Source organism: Arthrobacter sp. Y81 (assembly GCF_002929335.1).
Taxonomy (GTDB): domain Bacteria; phylum Actinomycetota; class Actinomycetes; order Actinomycetales; family Micrococcaceae; genus Arthrobacter.
Genome location: NZ_PJIL01000002.1, coordinates 80,236 through 95,380, shown reverse-complemented (window position 1 = coordinate 95,380; position 15,145 = coordinate 80,236). Strand labels below are relative to the sequence as shown.

General features: G+C 65.0%; 15 protein-coding genes. 12 read left to right on the top strand and 3 right to left on the bottom strand.

Annotated features, from left to right (window positions below; genetic code table 11):
* Positions 1-11: 11 nt before the first annotated feature.
* The 4 genes from truB to CXQ91_RS03255 all read left to right on the top strand — a co-directional run bounded on the left by truB (position 12) and on the right by CXQ91_RS03255 (position 3,523).
* Positions 12-932 carry a tRNA pseudouridine(55) synthase TruB gene (gene truB / locus CXQ91_RS03270; RefSeq protein WP_104172498.1) on the top strand — a complete coding sequence of 307 codons (921 nt, stop codon included), beginning with the start codon at positions 12-14 and terminating at the stop codon, positions 930-932.
* Between the two features lies 1 nt (position 933).
* The gene (locus CXQ91_RS03265; RefSeq protein WP_104172497.1) at positions 934-1,287 is read left to right on the top strand and encodes a hypothetical protein; all 354 of its coding nucleotides are present in this window, start codon (positions 934-936) and stop codon (positions 1,285-1,287) included.
* A gap of 15 nt (positions 1,288-1,302) precedes the next feature.
* Positions 1,303-1,761 carry a hypothetical protein gene (locus tag CXQ91_RS03260; protein ID WP_104172833.1) on the top strand — a complete coding sequence of 153 codons (459 nt, stop codon included), beginning with the start codon at positions 1,303-1,305 and terminating at the stop codon, positions 1,759-1,761.
* Between the two features lie 88 nt (positions 1,762-1,849).
* Complete coding sequence (locus CXQ91_RS03255; RefSeq protein ID WP_104172496.1) at positions 1,850-3,523, top strand: HNH endonuclease signature motif containing protein; 1,674 nt, start codon at positions 1,850-1,852, stop codon at positions 3,521-3,523.
* Between the two features lie 21 nt (positions 3,524-3,544).
* On the opposite strand, the gene CXQ91_RS03250 is transcribed toward CXQ91_RS03255, so the two are convergent.
* Complete coding sequence (locus CXQ91_RS03250; RefSeq protein WP_104172495.1) at positions 3,545-3,970, bottom strand: GNAT family N-acetyltransferase; 426 nt, start codon at positions 3,968-3,970, stop codon at positions 3,545-3,547.
* A 260-nt stretch (positions 3,971-4,230) separates the two neighbouring features.
* On the opposite strand from CXQ91_RS03250, the gene CXQ91_RS03245 reads away from it, so the two are divergent.
* Positions 4,231-4,836 (top strand): adenylate kinase, encoded by a 606-nt coding sequence (locus CXQ91_RS03245; protein WP_104172494.1) that lies wholly within the window; start codon positions 4,231-4,233, stop codon positions 4,834-4,836.
* An 11-nt stretch (positions 4,837-4,847) separates the two neighbouring features.
* Here the strand turns inward: CXQ91_RS03245 and CXQ91_RS03240 are convergent, their stop codons facing one another.
* Positions 4,848-5,690: a DUF937 domain-containing protein gene (locus CXQ91_RS03240; protein ID WP_104172493.1), complete on the bottom strand. Its 843-nt coding sequence runs from the start codon at positions 5,688-5,690 to the stop codon at positions 4,848-4,850.
* Between the two features lie 233 nt (positions 5,691-5,923).
* On the opposite strand from CXQ91_RS03240, the gene CXQ91_RS03235 reads away from it, so the two are divergent.
* The 7 genes from CXQ91_RS03235 to CXQ91_RS03205 all read left to right on the top strand — a co-directional run bounded on the left by CXQ91_RS03235 (position 5,924) and on the right by CXQ91_RS03205 (position 14,130).
* On the top strand, positions 5,924-6,907 hold the full coding sequence (locus CXQ91_RS03235; protein WP_104172492.1) for a bifunctional riboflavin kinase/FAD synthetase: 984 nt from the start codon (positions 5,924-5,926) through the stop codon (positions 6,905-6,907).
* 29 nt (positions 6,908-6,936) lie between these two features.
* Positions 6,937-7,791: a tryptophan 2,3-dioxygenase gene (gene kynA, locus CXQ91_RS03230; RefSeq protein WP_104172491.1), complete on the top strand. Its 855-nt coding sequence runs from the start codon at positions 6,937-6,939 to the stop codon at positions 7,789-7,791.
* Complete coding sequence (gene kynU / locus CXQ91_RS03225) at positions 7,788-9,032, top strand: kynureninase (protein ID WP_104172490.1); 1,245 nt, start codon at positions 7,788-7,790, stop codon at positions 9,030-9,032. The genes kynA and kynU overlap by 4 nt, the downstream gene beginning before the upstream one ends.
* Positions 9,033-9,253: 221 nt before the next feature.
* Positions 9,254-9,523: a 30S ribosomal protein S15 gene (rpsO, locus tag CXQ91_RS03220; RefSeq protein WP_104172489.1), complete on the top strand. Its 270-nt coding sequence runs from the start codon at positions 9,254-9,256 to the stop codon at positions 9,521-9,523.
* Between the two features lie 246 nt (positions 9,524-9,769).
* Complete coding sequence (locus tag CXQ91_RS03215) at positions 9,770-12,022, top strand: polyribonucleotide nucleotidyltransferase (RefSeq protein WP_104172488.1); 2,253 nt, start codon at positions 9,770-9,772, stop codon at positions 12,020-12,022.
* 190 nt (positions 12,023-12,212) lie between these two features.
* A complete protein-coding gene (locus tag CXQ91_RS03210) occupies positions 12,213-13,556 on the top strand; it encodes a pitrilysin family protein (RefSeq protein ID WP_104172487.1) in 1,344 nt (447 codons plus the stop codon).
* Between the two features lie 115 nt (positions 13,557-13,671).
* Complete coding sequence (locus CXQ91_RS03205; protein ID WP_104172486.1) at positions 13,672-14,130, top strand: DUF1579 family protein; 459 nt, start codon at positions 13,672-13,674, stop codon at positions 14,128-14,130.
* A gap of 677 nt (positions 14,131-14,807) precedes the next feature.
* Here CXQ91_RS03205 and CXQ91_RS03200 read toward each other — a convergent pair.
* The gene (locus CXQ91_RS03200) at positions 14,808-15,089 is read right to left on the bottom strand and encodes a hypothetical protein (protein WP_104172832.1); all 282 of its coding nucleotides are present in this window, start codon (positions 15,087-15,089) and stop codon (positions 14,808-14,810) included.
* Between the last annotated feature and the right edge of the window lie 56 nt (positions 15,090-15,145).

Genomic DNA, 15,145 nt, shown 5'->3' with positions numbered 1-15,145 from the left:
TACTGGGAGGCGTGCTTTCTGGACTGGTAATAGTGGACAAGCCGCAAGGATGGACCAGCCACGATGTGGTTGGACGGATGCGGCGGCTGGCCGGTACCCGGAAAGTGGGGCACGCCGGAACGCTGGATCCCATGGCCACGGGTGTACTCGTCCTCGGGATCAACAAGGCCACGCGGCTCCTGACGTACATCGTTGGCACATCCAAGACGTACACGGCCACCATCCGCCTCGGCGAGTCCACCGTGACGGACGACGCCGAGGGTGAGGTCGTCAGCACTCAATCTGCCGCCGCCGTCACCGAGGAAGCCATTCGGGCCGGCGTCGCGGCTCTCACCGGCGAGATCCAGCAGGTTCCCAGCAGCGTCAGCGCCATCAAAGTCAACGGTGAGCGCGCCTATGCCCGGGTCCGGTCCGGCGAAGACGTCAAGCTCGCCGCGCGACCGGTCACCATCCACCGCTTCGACGTCCACTCAGTCCGTCCGGAGCGTGACGGGGGAATCCTCGACGTGGACGTCACCGTGGAATGCTCTTCGGGAACGTACATCCGTGCCCTGGCCCGGGACCTTGGTGAAGCGCTGGGTACGGGAGGCCACCTGACAGCCCTTCGCCGGACCCAGGTCGGCCCGTACACCCTTGACCAGGCCCGGACCCTGGAACAGTTGGCCGAGGAACTCGAAGTGCTGGAAATGTCCCTGGCCGCACGGGCCCTCATGCCCAACCGCGAGCTCAGCGAGGATGAAACCACCGAAATTTCCTTCGGCCGGCGTATCGCCGCAGGCGTCGCTGCCGGGACACCGGAAGCCGCCACTGCCGACAAACCTGCCGCGGCGTTCGCTCCGGACGGCACGCTGGTGGCCCTGCTGGCCGACGCCGGAAGCTACGCAAAGCCGGTGCTGGTGTTTGCCCCGAGCAACGAACAGCAGGCCAAGTAGCTTGGACGCGTACTTTTACATCATTCTGGCCGTCGGGCTGCTTTCCACGATCATCTGCACCGCGGCGGGGATCATGAAGAAGGCTCCGAACGATACGACCATCCTGTCCGTCGCAGCTGTGGAACTCGCGCTGCTGGTTTACCTGGTGGGTTCGATCGTCCGGGTGGCGTCGGGGGAGCAGATCGTCGGCGAAGCGTGGGAGTTCTGGGGTTACCTGGTGACTGCGCTGATTCTTCCGGTGGGCGCCGTGTACTGGTCCGTCCTGGAGCGCACCCGGTGGAGCAACTTTGTCCTGGCTGCCGTGGGGGTCACCGCCGTTGTTATGGCCGCCCGCATGAACCAGATCTGGTACTAAGTGGAAGAAGCAGAATTGACTCCGCAAACCCCCGTCAACAAGGCAGAGAACGCTGCCGCAGAGGCCCAGCCCAAGGACACCCGGAACACGGGCCCCGGGCGCCTGCTGATCACGGTCTACGCCGTTTTTGCCATCTCCGCCACGGCGCGGGCCGGCTACCAGATCCTTACTAAGTTCTCTGAAGCCCCGTTGGCGTACCTGCTCTCCGCGTTCGCGGCGCTCGTTTACGTCGTGGCGACGGTTTCGCTGGCGAAGGCGGGACGGACCTGGTTCAAGGTATCCGTGGCTGCGGTTCTTGTGGAATTGGTGGGCGTACTGGTGGTCGGGGCGCTGAGTATCTTCGACTCCGTCAACTTCCCGCACGAAACCGTGTGGTCCCTGTTCGGCCGCGGCTACGCTTTTATACCCCTCCTGCTTCCCATCCTGGGGCTTGTGTGGCTGTACCGGCGGCGACCGACCCCGAAGTTGGGCTGACGCGGCTGAGCCACACGGACTAAGTTTCCCGGCTGACTCGCCGGCCTATTTTGTCTGACCCCGTTGGCAGACTTATCCCGTGGAAGCCATGGGGGAGCTCGGAGCAGGAGGCGCGTTGCGGTGGGCCAACCTGCCCACTGATGCTGCTGCTGTGCGTATCCGCGGCCTGCGCAGTGTCCCTGCGGGGCCACAGCATCCGGCCGCCATAGCGTCCGACGGCGGCGGGTCCGGTGATCTGGCGCGGTGCCTTGAGCTGCTCAAAAGTATCGGTTCGACGGCGGTCGACGAAGCGGCGCTGCTTGGCTTCCGCGAGGCCGCGGACTTCGCCGACAAGGTCGAGGAAATCTCCCGGGCCGCGGAGTACCTTCAGATCGTCGCGGCCGGGGCCGTGGAGCGGAGCCGTCGGGAAGCCGCAGTGGCTGCGCGCTCGGCCGCAGTCGGCTCAGGCTCAGGTTCGGGCGCGGCGGTCGGCTGGGTCACCGGATGGGGCGCAGAAACTGCCGCGGATCCTGATACGCCCAAGCCCTCAACACCCTGCCCGGCTGATGACGGGTCCCGGAACGCCACCGAGTTCCTCCGGGCACGGCTACGGATCAGCGCATCCGAGGCCCGGCGCCGGATCAGTCTCGCGTCCGCGGTGCTGCCCCGGACAGGGTTTGCCGGCCATACGGAGCCTCCGGAGCGGCCCGAACTCGCCGCCGCTGTTGCCGCCGGGACTATCGCCTCCCGCCCCGCGACCATCATCACTCTGGCCCTGGACCGGGTCCGGCACCACGCCACCGAGGACACCACAGCCCGGATGGAACACGCCCTGACCCGCACCGCGGCCCAATACGACACCGACTTCCTCACCCGGATCGCCCGCCGCTGGACCGACGCGATCGACCAGGACGGATCCGAACCTTCCGAGGAAGAACTCCGCCGCCGCCAGGGCGTCTTCCTCCGCCCGGCCCGCCGCGGACTCCACCACCTGGAAATCTTCGCCACCCCTGACCAGTACGAACCCCTCCTGACCGTCATGAACACCGCCACCAACCCCCGCACCCGGGTCGGTACCACCGAGGACATCGACGCCGGCAGCGACGCCGGCAACGACGCAGACACTGCAGCGGATAGCGGCGACGGGACCGGCGGCCCACCTGACGCCGGCCTGGACCAGCGGACCCGGCCGCAACGGCTCCTCGACGGCCTGGTCGGTGCCTGCAAAGCAGGCCTGACAACGAACGGCCTCCCCACTGCCGGCGGGCTCCGGCCCCAGGTGATGGTCACCATCGACTACCAGGACCTCCTGGACCGCCTCGAACACACCACCGCCCAAGGACCCCGCTACCGAACCGCAGCCACCGGGTCGTTCGCGTTCACCGGCCCGGTCAACGCTTCCACGGTCCGGAAGATCGCCTGCGATGCCGATATCATCCCCGTTCTGCTCGGCAGCGAAGGCCGCATCCTGGACATCGGCCGCACCACCAGGATTTTCCCGCCCCACATCCGCAAAGCCATCACCGCCCGCGACCAGGGCTGCGCCTTCCCCGGCTGCACCATCCCGGCGCCCTGGTGCGAAGCCCACCACATCTCCTATTGGTCACACGGCGGAAACACCGGCACCGATAACGGAACCCTGCTCTGCTCCCATCACCACCATTTGATCCACAAGGAGCAGTGGCACATCCAGGTCAAAACCGGGGTCCCGTGGTTCATCCCGCCACCCCACATCGACCCCCGTCAAACACCAGGGCGAAACAACTACTTCAGACTCGAATGATGCTGCCGGGCATGCCCGCGGCTAGCGGAACTTGGCGAACATCCTCAGCGGCTCGGGGCTGAAGTCGGAGCCTTCGGTGAATCCCAGGGTCTGATAGAAGCCACGCTGCCCGGGTCCGTTATCGGTGATGAGTACCGTCTGCCGGACATGCCTGTATCTCGACTGGATGGCTTCAAGCATCGCCCGCCCGGCGCCGGATCCCTGGAACGAAGGCCTAACCAGGATGTCCTGCACATAGCAGATGGTGGCGTCGTCCGAAATTGCCCGCGCCAGGCCGACGATTTCTCCTGCGCCGTCCCGGCAGGTCACCACAAAAGCTGAATTCCGGATCGCCCGGACCAGCACTTCGGGTTCCCCGGTGTAGGCGGTCCATCCCACGGATTCGTACACGGCGATGACATCTGCGTCGGCAATCCCGCTGCCGACGTGAACGCTGAAATCAGGCATCGGACCAGTGTTGCATGGCAGAGCTCCGCCGGGGCCTGCTGAAATGCTGTCAGCAAACGAAGAATTCCATGGGTGCTATCGTGACAACTCGCCGGTGGGCAGTGTTTCAGGGGACACACGAAAGCGCCGGGCAAACAGGGGGAGCAAATCGTGAACAAGGCAGCCCAACAACACGGCACCGGAGGCTATTGCCGCACCGGCAAACGGACCAGTGCCAGCCAGGGTCCGGAGCGCGCGGCCCGCAGCACGGGAAAATCCTCATGAGCCAGCCCGCGAAACCCATCCCCAAAAACCCGTCCCGTGTGCTCTTCTACGGTGTGACGGGCAGCGGCAAGTCTTCGGCGGCCCATGAATATGCGGCAGCGTCGGGGCTCCCGGAGTACTCCGCCGACGACGATATCGGCTGGCTTCCCGGCTGGCAGCAACGCACCGTCGAACAGCAACGCGAAATCGCAGCGGCCGTCGCTGCACGCGACCGCTGGGTCCTCGACAGCGCCTACGGCGTGTGGCGGGACATCGTTGTTCCCCGCGCGGAGCTCGTTGTCGTGTTGGACTATCCCCGTTGGCTTTCACTCTCCCGCCTGCTGCGCCGTTCCCTCCGGCGCGTCATCACCAGGCAGCCCGTGTGCAACGGAAACGTGGAAACACTCGGGAGGCTCTTTGCGAGGGATTCGATCTTCTACTGGCACTTCAACTCATTCGCCAGGAAAAAACGGGTGTTCAGGGAGTGGCAGACCGATCCGGACATGCCGCCGGTGATGGCGTTCCGCAGGCCCGGGGAGCTGGACGAATGGCTGGCCCACCTCGCAACCGCTGCGGCGGGTCCGGTGCGCGCAGCTGATGCCCCCGGCCCACCCCTGAGGTGAGCTTCGGGTGGCTATTTCTTCCCGAAGAGCCCGCCCAACAGGCCGCCGAGGCCGCCGCCGTCGTTCTTTTTCTCCTCTTTGTACCCGGCCGTCCCGTCGTCGGGGAGGTCGACGTCGATCAACTCGCCCGGAACGGGCGCACCGCCCTGCGGTATCGGCTGACCCAGAGGCCCGGTCGGGGCTTGCGGCGCCGAATTGCTCACCCGTTCCGGGACTACTGCACCCCGGGACTGCTGCCCGCCCTGCGAGCCCCCGCCCAAAATGCCGCCAAGAATATCCCCGAAGCCTCCGCCTTCGGCGCCGGTGCCGCCCTGCGGGCCGCCGCCAAGAATGCCGCCCAGGATACTGCCGAGATCGATCCCGCCAGGCTGGCCCGCACTGTCGTCAGAAGGCTCGCCCGAACCGTCGCGGCCAGCCAGGTCGCCGGCCCCGCCTCCCGCATTTTGTCCGCCGAGGATCTTCTTGGCGAGGTAAGACATCACAATGGGGGCGAGAATGGGCAGCAGCTTCCGGACGAGGTCGCTGCCAACGCCGCCGAGGTTGGCAGATCCCGCGAGCTGGGTTGCCACCTGGTCCTGCTGCCCGCCAAACACATGGCTCACAATCTTCTCGCCGTCGTGAGTGTCCACCTGCGAGGCGTCCACGCCGCCGTCCACGAGCCCGTCACGATGCTGGGCCAGGGCGGATTCCAGGGACGCGGCACCATCCGGCGCCTGTGCGTTGCTTTGCATGCCGGCGAGGAGGGTGGGTACAGCGGCCTCGATGGCGGCCTGGGCAGACTCCCTGTCCGTGCCCAACAGCCCGGCAATCTGGTCGACCGGCATCTGATCCAGAATCTCACGGAGGTCAGTCATGGCATTCTCCTTCAGCCCGGCGGGCGGCCGAGAGCATCGTTGGACGCGGCGCGCAGCTGCGTCGCCGGGTGCTGCCCTTGCATCCTAGTCCGGGACGCAGACCCGCGGAAGGCCAGGCTGGGCACCGGCCGGGGCGTCGGTTGCTCCGGGCAATTGCGGGTAATCTTAGAGAGTTCCGGAGCCCGGCGCGGCACTCCGGACGAGTCAATGGCAGGCAGTAAAAGGCGAGGTTGATGGTCCACATCTGGAACGATCCGTCCGAGGTCCCCGCGGACTTCGGCCCTACCGTTGTCACGTTCGGCAATTTCGACGGCGTGCATCGGGGGCACCAGCAGGTGCTTTCACAGCTCATCCGTACGGCCCGACTCAACGGGGCGCGGTCAGTAGCGGTCACTTTTGATCCCCATCCTGCGCAGGTCCACCGGCCCGAGTCGGCTCCTGAGCTCATCATGGGCCTGGAGGACAAGCTTGTTGCCCTCGGCGAACTGGGGCTGGATGCCGTCCTGGTCATGAAGTACTCCCTGGAACTCGCCAGCCTTACCCCCGAAGAGTTCGTGGCAGGCGTCCTCGTGGACAGCCTCAAGGCCAGCCACGTGGTGATCGGCCACGATGCCCGCTTTGGCCGCGGAAACTCCGGTGACCTTTCCACCATGCAGGAGCTGGGGGAGAAGTTCGGCTTCACCGTCCAGGTCATCAGTGAGTTCGGCTCCGAAGGATTTCCCATTCACGACGACGGCGGCAAGGACCGCCGCTGTTCGTCCACCTGGGTTCGTGAAGCGTTGCGGGACGGCGACGTCACCACCGCGGCTGCCGTGCTTGGCCGCCCGCACCGGATGCGCGGCGAGGTGGTGCACGGTGCAGCCCGTGGACGTGCCCTTGGTTTCCCCACCGCCAACCTGGCCTCTGAAGCCAGCGGTTACATTCCTGCGGACGGCATCTACGCCGGCTGGCTGGTGGACCAGATCGGCACAAGGTGGCCTGCAGCCATCTCCGTCGGTTCGAACCCGACGTTCGACGGGGTCAGCCGGCAGGTTGAAGCGCACGTGATCGACCGCCCGGAAGAGCCGGTTGAAGACTTCGATCTGTACGGCCAGACAGTAGTGGTGGAGTTTGTGGCGCGGTTGCGGGGCATGGTGGCGTACCGTGGGCCGGAAGCGCTCGTCGAACAGATGCGCCTGGACGTCGTCCAGGCCCACGACATCCTGTTCCGGCGCTGACCACAGTCACTGGCAAGGAAGGCACCGCTGTGTCCGTTGAGAAGAACACAAGGAAACTGGAAAAGGACATAGTCCGGGATTTCAGTTCGCGGATGAGTTACGCGTCCTACCTGCAGCTGCCCACGCTCCTGAGCGCGCAGCAGCCGGTCAGCGATCCCGAACACCACGACGAACTGCTGTTCATCATCCAGCACCAGACCACTGAGCTCTGGCTGAAGCTGGTCCTTCACGAGCTGCGCAGCGCGGCTGCATGGCTCCGCAGCGACGACCTCGGCTCCGCTTTGAAGGCGATTGCGCGCGTCAAGCACATCCAGAAGACCCTGACCGAGCAATGGTCCGTCCTGGCGACGCTTACCCCCACCGAGTACTCACAGTTCCGCGGCTTCCTGGGCAATTCCTCGGGGTTCCAGTCCAGCCAGTACCGGGCAGTGGAGTTTGTTCTCGGCAACAAGAACCGCAAGATGCTTCCGGTGTTCGAATCCGATCCCGAGGCCCACGAGCAGCTCCGCCGCGTCCTCGAGGCGCCGAGCATCTACGACGAATTCCTGGCCTACCTTCACCGCCAGGGCTTCGAGGTTCCGGCCTCCCTGCTGGAGCGCGACGTCACGAAAGCGCACGAGTTCTGCCCCGAACTGGTGCCCGTGTTCAAGCACATCTACGAAAACGCGGCGGACAACTGGGGTGCCTACGAGGCCTGCGAGGAACTCGTGGACCTGGAGGACAACTTCCAGCTGTGGCGGTTCCGGCATCTGCGGACGGTGCAACGGACCATCGGCATGAAGGCGGGCACCGGCGGTTCCAGCGGGGCCGCGTTCCTGCAGAAGGCCCTGGAGCTGACCTTCTTCCCCGAACTTTTTGCCGTCCGGACGGAGATCGGCCAATGAGCACGGTGCACGAGACCCAAGACGTCCTGCTGCAGCGCGCCGTCGAACTCGACGCCGCGGACCCGCTGGCAGGCTACCGCGACCACTTTGTCGGAACGGACACGGACCTGTCCTACCTGGACGGCAACTCGCTGGGCCGTCCGCTCAAGCGGACCGTCACTGACATCAGCGCTTTCATCCAGGACAGCTGGGGCGGCCGGCTGATCCGCGGCTGGGACGAAGACTGGCTCCAGCTGCCCGAGGCCATCGGCGACCAGCTGGGCCGGGTAGTGCTCGGCGCGGCTCCGGGGCAGACCATCATCGCCGACTCCACCACCGTGGTCCTGTACAAGCTGATCCGCGCCGCCCTCGCCGCGGTCAAGGACCCCGCCAGAACCGAGATCGTGCTGGACACGGACAACTTCCCCACGGACCGCTACCTCCTGGAAGGCATCGCCCAGGAGGAAGGGCTGACCCTGCGCTGGATCGACGCCGACCCGGCCGCCGGGGTGACGGTGGATCAGGTGACGGCGGCCGTTGGGCCGGCCACCGCCGTCGTGGTCCTCAGCCAGGTGGCTTACCGCTCGGGGTTCCTCGCCGATCTCCCGGCGATCACGTCGGCTGTGCACGACGCCGGTGCGCTGGTGGTGTGGGACCTGTGCCATTCCGCCGGGTCAGTTGAGCTGCAGCTTGATGGCGCCGGCGTCGACTTCGCCGCGGGCTGCACGTACAAATACCTCAACGGGGGACCGGGTTCGCCCGCCTTCGCCTACGTCAATGCGCGGCACCTGCCGGCGCTGAACCAGCCGATCTGGGGCTGGATGGGCCGGAAGGACGCCTTCGAAATGGCGGCCGGCTACGAACCGGCCCCGGGGATCCGCAGCTTCCTCAGCGGAACACCGGCAATTTTCGGCATGATCGCGATGCAGGGCACGCTGGACCTGATCGAAGAAGCCGGGATGAAGGCACTCCGCGAAAAGTCCCGGAAGCTGGCGGCCTTCGCGCTTGAACTCCATGATGCGTGGCTGGCTCCGGCCGGTGTCCTCCTGGCAACACCGCGGGACCCGGATCAGCGGGGGAGCCACATCACCGTGGACCACCCGGACTTCCGGGAGATGACGGCCGAGCTCTGGGAGCAGGATGTCATCCCCGATTTCCGGGCACCGCACGGGATCCGGATCGGGCTCTCACCGCTCAGTACATCTTTCGCGGAGGTCTACCGCGGTGTCGCTGCGATCCGCGATCTGCTGGCACGCCCGTAGTCCGTGCGCCCGTAGGCGCCGGCGCATCTTTGATGAGTCAACACGGTGTTTCGACAAGATTGCGGCTGGGCCGGTAAACTAAACGTTGGATCCGGCTGCAGTCCGTGGCGGCTGGCTCTTGTTATGTGCAGGAATTCCCGGTTAGGCCGGGATTTCCGGTACAAGCACACCCGGCAGTGAGTTACTGATTCGGGCCTCACGGCACATCTCTAGGAGTTATTGTGGCACTTGAAGCCGCTGTAAAGCAGTCCATCATCAAGGATTTCGCAACGTCCGAGGGCGACACCGGTTCGCCGGAGGTCCAGGTTGCAGTCCTGACTCAGCGGATCAAGGATCTCACTGAGCACATGAAGGTGCACAAGCACGACTTCCACACCCAGCGCGGTCTGCTGGCCATGGTTGGTCGTCGCAAGCGTATGCTCACCTACCTCAAGAACACTGACATTGCCCGCTACCGTGCGCTGATCGAGCGTCTCGGCCTGCGCCGCTAGTCTGAATTACGGGGCGGCCCTTTCCTTCAGGGACGGGCCGCCTTCTTCAGTAGAAAACTAAACAGGAGGATCAACCGCATCACGCATTCGCGGTCCTCGGTAGTGATTCCCGGGAACGGCTTCGAAGAATGAAGCCCGGCCCGTGGGTCTCGATCGATGACCGGGTGCAGTGCAGGCCAGTAGACAGATGCTGGACTGGGTTGATGCGGCTGGACTTCCGTTAACCAAGAAACGGAGGTGACTCTCTTGGAGGGTCCCGAAATCCAGTTCTCAGAAGCCGTCATTGATAATGGCCGCTTCGGTAAGCGTGTAATCCGCTTCGAAACCGGCCGTCTTGCCAAGCAGGCAGCCGGCGCAGCGATGGTGTACATCGACGAAGACACCGCGCTGCTGTCCGCAACCACCGCCGGCAAGCACCCGCGTGAAGGCTTCGACTTCTTCCCGCTCACCGTTGACGTCGAAGAGCGTATGTACGCCGCCGGCCGCATCCCGGGCTCGTTCTTCCGCCGTGAAGGCCGCCCGTCCACCGAAGCCATCCTGGCTTGCCGCCTCATGGACCGCCCGCTGCGTCCGGCCTTCATCAAGGGCCTGCGTAACGAGGTCCAGATCGTGGTCACCGTCCTGGCGATCAACCCGGACGAGCTCTACGACGTCGTGGCCATCAACGCTTCCTCGATGTCCACCCAGCTCTCAGGCCTGCCCTTCTCCGGCCCGATCGGCGGCGTCCGCGTTGCCCTCGTTGCTGACGAGAACGGCTCGCAGTGGGTTGCTTTCCCGAAGCACTCCCAGCTCGAGAACTCCGTGTTCAACATGGTCGTTGCCGGTAGGACTGTGTCGGGAGCCGACGGAGACGACATCGCCATCATGATGGTTGAAGCCGAAGCCACGGACAACTCCTGGAACCTCATCAAGGAACAGGGCGCAACCGCTCCCACCGAAGAGGTTGTTTCCGAAGGCCTCGAGGCTGCCAAGCCGTTCATCAAGGCCCTCTGCGACGCCCAGGCCGACCTGGCTGCCCGCGCCGCCAAGCCCACCGTCGAATTCCCGGTCTTCCTCGACTACGAGGACGACGTCTACGCCGCTGTTGAAGCCGCTGCCGCTGAGAAGCTTGCTGCTGTTTTCCAGATCGCTGACAAGCAGGAGCGCGACGTCGCTTCCGACGAGCTCAAGGACGAAGTCACCTCTTCGCTCGCCAGCCAGTTCGAGGGCCGCGAAAAGGAGCTGTCCGCAGCCTTCCGCTCGGTCACCAAGCAGGTTGTGCGCCAGCGCATCCTCAAGGACCAGATCCGCATCGACGGCCGCGGCCTGACGGACATCCGCCAGCTCACCGCCGAGGTTGAGGTTCTGCCCCGCGTCCACGGTTCGGCGATCTTCGAACGCGGCGAGACCCAGATCATGGGTGTCACCACGCTGAACATGCTGAAGATGGAACAGCAGATCGATTCGCTGTCGCCGGTAACGCGCAAGCGCTACATGCACAACTACAACTTCCCGCCGTACTCCACCGGTGAGACCGGCCGCGTGGGTTCGCCCAAGCGCCGCGAAATCGGCCACGGTGCACTCGCAGAGCGCGCCATCGTGCCGGTGCTGCCGTCCCGCGAGGAATTCCCGTACGCCATCCGCCAGGTGTCTGAGGCTCTCAGCTCCAACGGTTCGACGTCGATGGGTTCCGTCTGCGCCTCCACGCTGTCCCTGCTCAACGCAGGTGTGCCGCTGAAGGCTGCCGTTGCCGGCATTGCCATGGGCCTGGTTTCCGACCAGGTTGACGGTCAGACCCGCTACGCGGCCCTGACTGACATCCTCGGCGCCGAAGATGCTTTCGGTGACATGGACTTCAAGGTTGCCGGTACCTCCGAGTTCGTCACGGCCATCCAGCTGGACACGAAGCTCGACGGCATTCCGGCCTCCGTCCTGGCTGCTGCACTGAAGCAGGCACGCGAAGCCCGCCTGCACATCCTCGAGGTCCTGAACTCCGCGATCGACACCCCGGACGAGCTCTCCGAGTTCGCGCCGCGCGTCATCGCGGTCAAGATCCCCGTGGACAAGATCGGCGAGGTCATTGGGCCCAAGGGCAAGATGATCAACCAGATCCAGGAAGACACCGGCGCGGACATCTCCATCGAGGACGACGGCACCGTTTACATCGGCGCCACCAACGGCCCGTCCGCCGACGCCGCACGCTCCGCGATCAACGCCATCGCCAACCCGCAGGTTCCGGAAATCGGAGAGCGCTACCTGGGTACGGTCGTCAAGACCACCACCTTCGGTGCCTTCATTTCCCTCACCCCGGGCAAGGACGGTCTGCTGCACATCTCCGAGCTGCGCAAGATCGCCGGCGGCAAGCGCGTTGACAATGTCGAGGACGTCGTCTCCGTGGGCCAGAAGATCCAGGTTGAGATCACCAAGATCGACGACCGCGGAAAGCTGTCCCTGTCCCCGGTCATCGCCGAAGAAGAAGGCGCTGAAAGCGCCGAAGTCGTCGAGGCAGCCGCAGAGTAGTCTGCAGGGCACTTCGTAAGACAAACACGACGGCGGGGCCGGTGGATCATCCACCGGCCCCGCCGCCGTTAAGATATGCCCGCCGCCGTCGTTAAGCCGAGCGATTGAACGGCCGTTCCTGGAGCATAGGGGGAATGGTCCGCTGGTACGATTGCAGGCAGATTTGGCACCCGTTTCTTGAAAGGCCTTGATGACTGTCGTACCCCTGCCGCTAGTGCAGAACCAGACCGGTGACACCCTGATCCACGGAGCCGACGGCGGGTCCGTTGTCCGCCGGTCGGTGCTCCCCGGCGGCGTGCGTGTACTGACGGAGGCCATGCCCGGCCAGCGTTCCGCGACCATTGGCTTCTGGGTTGGCGTGGGTTCGCGCGATGAAGCCCACGGGCAGCACGGTTCCACCCATTTCCTTGAGCACCTGCTTTTCAAGGGCACCAAACGGCGCACGGCGCTGGAAATCGCGTCCGCCTTCGACGAGGTTGGCGGCGAGTCCAATGCGGCCACAGCCAAGGAAAGCACCTGCTACTTTGCCCGGGTCCTGGATACCGACCTGCCGATGGCGATCGACGTCATCGCGGACATGATCACCGGCGCGGTCCTGGACCCGCAGGAGATGGAGCAGGAACGCGACGTCATCCTGGAGGAAATCGCCATGGACAGCGACGACCCCACGGACGTCGCCCACGAGCATTTCGTCGCCGCAGTGCTGGGAACGCATCCGCTGGGACGTCCGATTGGCGGAACCCCTGAGGCCATCCGCGCGGTGGCCCGCGATTCGGTCTGGGACCATTACCGCCGTTACTACCGTCCGGATGAACTCGTCATCACGGCCGCCGGCGGCCTGGACCACGACGTCGTCTGCGGGCTCGTGGTGGATGCACTCCACCAGGCGGGCTGGGCCCTGGAGGCTGGGGCCGCGCCGGTGGAACGGCGCTCCACCGAACGGGCCGACATCACCGGCACGGCCGGACTCCATGTGGTCAAGCGGCCCGTTGAGCAGGCAAACATCATCATGGGCTGCCCGACGATCGTCGCCACGGACCAGCGCCGCTACGTCATGAGCGTGCTGAACGCGGTGCTTGGCGGCGGGATGTCCTCGCGGCTGTTCCAGGAAGTCCGGGAAAAGCGCGGCCTGGTGTACTCCACCTACTCCTTTGCCTCCTCCTATGCTGATGCAGGCTACTTCGGCATGTACGCAGGCTGCACGCCGTCGAAGGTCCGCCAGGTGTTGGAGCTGCTCGGCGCCGAGCTGGACAAGCTGGCAGAAGACGGCATCTCCGACGACGAGCTCAAGAAGGCCGTGGGCCAGCTCTGCGGCGGCATTGTGCTGGCACTCGAAGACACCGGTTCGCGGATGTCCCGACTTGGCCGTGCCGAACTGGTGTCCGGTGAATACCAGGACATCGAGGAGACCCTCCGGCAGATCAAGGGCGTCACCGTGGAACAGGTGCGGGTGCTGGCGCAGGAGCTGGCAGCGGCACCGCGGACGGTGACCGTTGTGGGTCCGTTCGAGGAAGACGAAACCTTCGGCCTCTGACCCCTCCCGCTCCGGGCATTGAAACGCCGCTTGCGGGCTGTGAGCTCTACATCCGAACGCTGGACATCCCAACGTGGCCGCGTGATGATGAACCCGGGGCCACACTGGAGGAACGATGGACCATCCGCACCCGGGCACTGCCCAGGAGCTCGAGGTTTTCCTCGGCCATTGGACAGGCACTACCCATATTGAGGCTTCACCGCGCGGGCCTGCCCGGACAGCGGAGGCCGAAGTGGTGTTCACCAAGGCCGCCGGCGGCTATGCCGTGCTGCAGAGCTACCGGCACACGGAAACCGGAGGGATCCGGTTTGAGCGGCATGGCATGTTCACCCTGGATCCCGACCACCCGGACACCGTCTGGTACCACGTGGACAGTGTGGGCCTGCCGCGGGAAGCCCCGACGCGGTGCACCTGGCACGGCGGTGTGCTCACCGTGGAACGCCGAAATGGCCGGGCCACGTCACGGCACACATTCCGGGTGGACGACGGCGTGCTGACACACAGGTCCGAGGTCCGCCTGGCCGAGGCCACGTCGTTCGCCCCGTTCATGACGTCCGTTTGCCGCCGCACCTGACAGCGCGAACGGACAGTTGCGGCCTCCGCCACTCAAGAAAGGTATCTCATGCCAGAATCCAGCGTCGAAGGGATCGCTAGTTATGCAGGACAGCGTCCGGGGGACGCGGTGTGATGACCGGGTCTGCGTGGCGATGCACCAGTGCCCAGGTGTCCCCTCGGGGCGATAAACGCTCGTTACACGCAAATCAAACTGCGATATTTCGTCTCCTCCGCCAAGCTTTGCCTGCCAATGTTCTATGTCGAGGAAGACTGCGAGATCGGAAGTGACGTGCCTGGTGAGGGCATCAACAGCGGTGACACGTCCATCTTTGAACCGGGCAGCGGCTGAATCGAGGGCCTTGGATACCCGATCCCATCCCACAACCGGGGGACCCCAGGGATTCGCAAGGGACCCATCCTCGCCGTGGGAGAAAATGGCCTTGGCGGGTTCCGGGTCTCCTTTGGCAAAATCAGTCATCGTTTGATGAAAGCGGCCGACGGATACGCCGGGGGATCCCGCCCGTCACCAACTGCCTGAATCGATCAAAACGGGCACAATTGGCTGGGGTGGTCCTCAAGGGACGGCAGGGTTGTCGGTGAAATGTCTCCAGATCATCGAAATGGGTGTCTCAGTTCCAAGGGCATTTGCGGCCCCGCGGAGCGCGAACGGACAGTTGGCGGCCCGCCGGATGACCCTTAGCCTGCTGATTCCACAATCCGTGTCCGCGGTGCCCCGTCCAGGGCGGGAGCCGCGGCAGGTGAATTCCACACCTTCTGCTGAAGGTTGGCCAGCAGCGCCTCGGCCTGTTCCCGGCTCGCAAGATCAAGTTCAACCACCACATAGTGCGGATCGTCCACCGGCCGGCTGATGCGATGAGCGAGCACGCCCGAGGCTGTCCGGTTTACCGGGTCCCGGTCGAACGCAGCCTTCCACATCCCGAAGTCCTTGATTCCGTGCTCGATCTGAAGCGTGTACATGTCAATCCTTTCCGTCCAGGGCCTGCAGGTCGACCCCATGGCCACACGGTAGGCCT

Coding starts and splice junctions, on each gene's coding strand:
- CXQ91_RS03255 (WP_104172496.1), top strand. CDS start 1,850: ATGGGGGAGCTCGGAGCAGGAGGCGCGTTGCGGTGGGCCAACCTGCCC.
- CXQ91_RS03250 (WP_104172495.1), bottom strand. CDS start 3,970: ATGCCTGATTTCAGCGTTCACGTCGGCAGCGGGATTGCCGACGCAGAT.
- CXQ91_RS03245 (WP_104172494.1), top strand. CDS start 4,231: ATGAGCCAGCCCGCGAAACCCATCCCCAAAAACCCGTCCCGTGTGCTC.
- CXQ91_RS03240 (WP_104172493.1), bottom strand. CDS start 5,690: ATGACTGACCTCCGTGAGATTCTGGATCAGATGCCGGTCGACCAGATT.
- CXQ91_RS03235 (WP_104172492.1), top strand. CDS start 5,924: ATGGTCCACATCTGGAACGATCCGTCCGAGGTCCCCGCGGACTTCGGC.
- kynU (WP_104172490.1), top strand. CDS start 7,788: ATGAGCACGGTGCACGAGACCCAAGACGTCCTGCTGCAGCGCGCCGTC.
- CXQ91_RS03210 (WP_104172487.1), top strand. CDS start 12,213: ATGACTGTCGTACCCCTGCCGCTAGTGCAGAACCAGACCGGTGACACC.
- CXQ91_RS03205 (WP_104172486.1), top strand. CDS start 13,672: ATGGACCATCCGCACCCGGGCACTGCCCAGGAGCTCGAGGTTTTCCTC.
- CXQ91_RS03200 (WP_104172832.1), bottom strand. CDS start 15,089: ATGTACACGCTTCAGATCGAGCACGGAATCAAGGACTTCGGGATGTGG.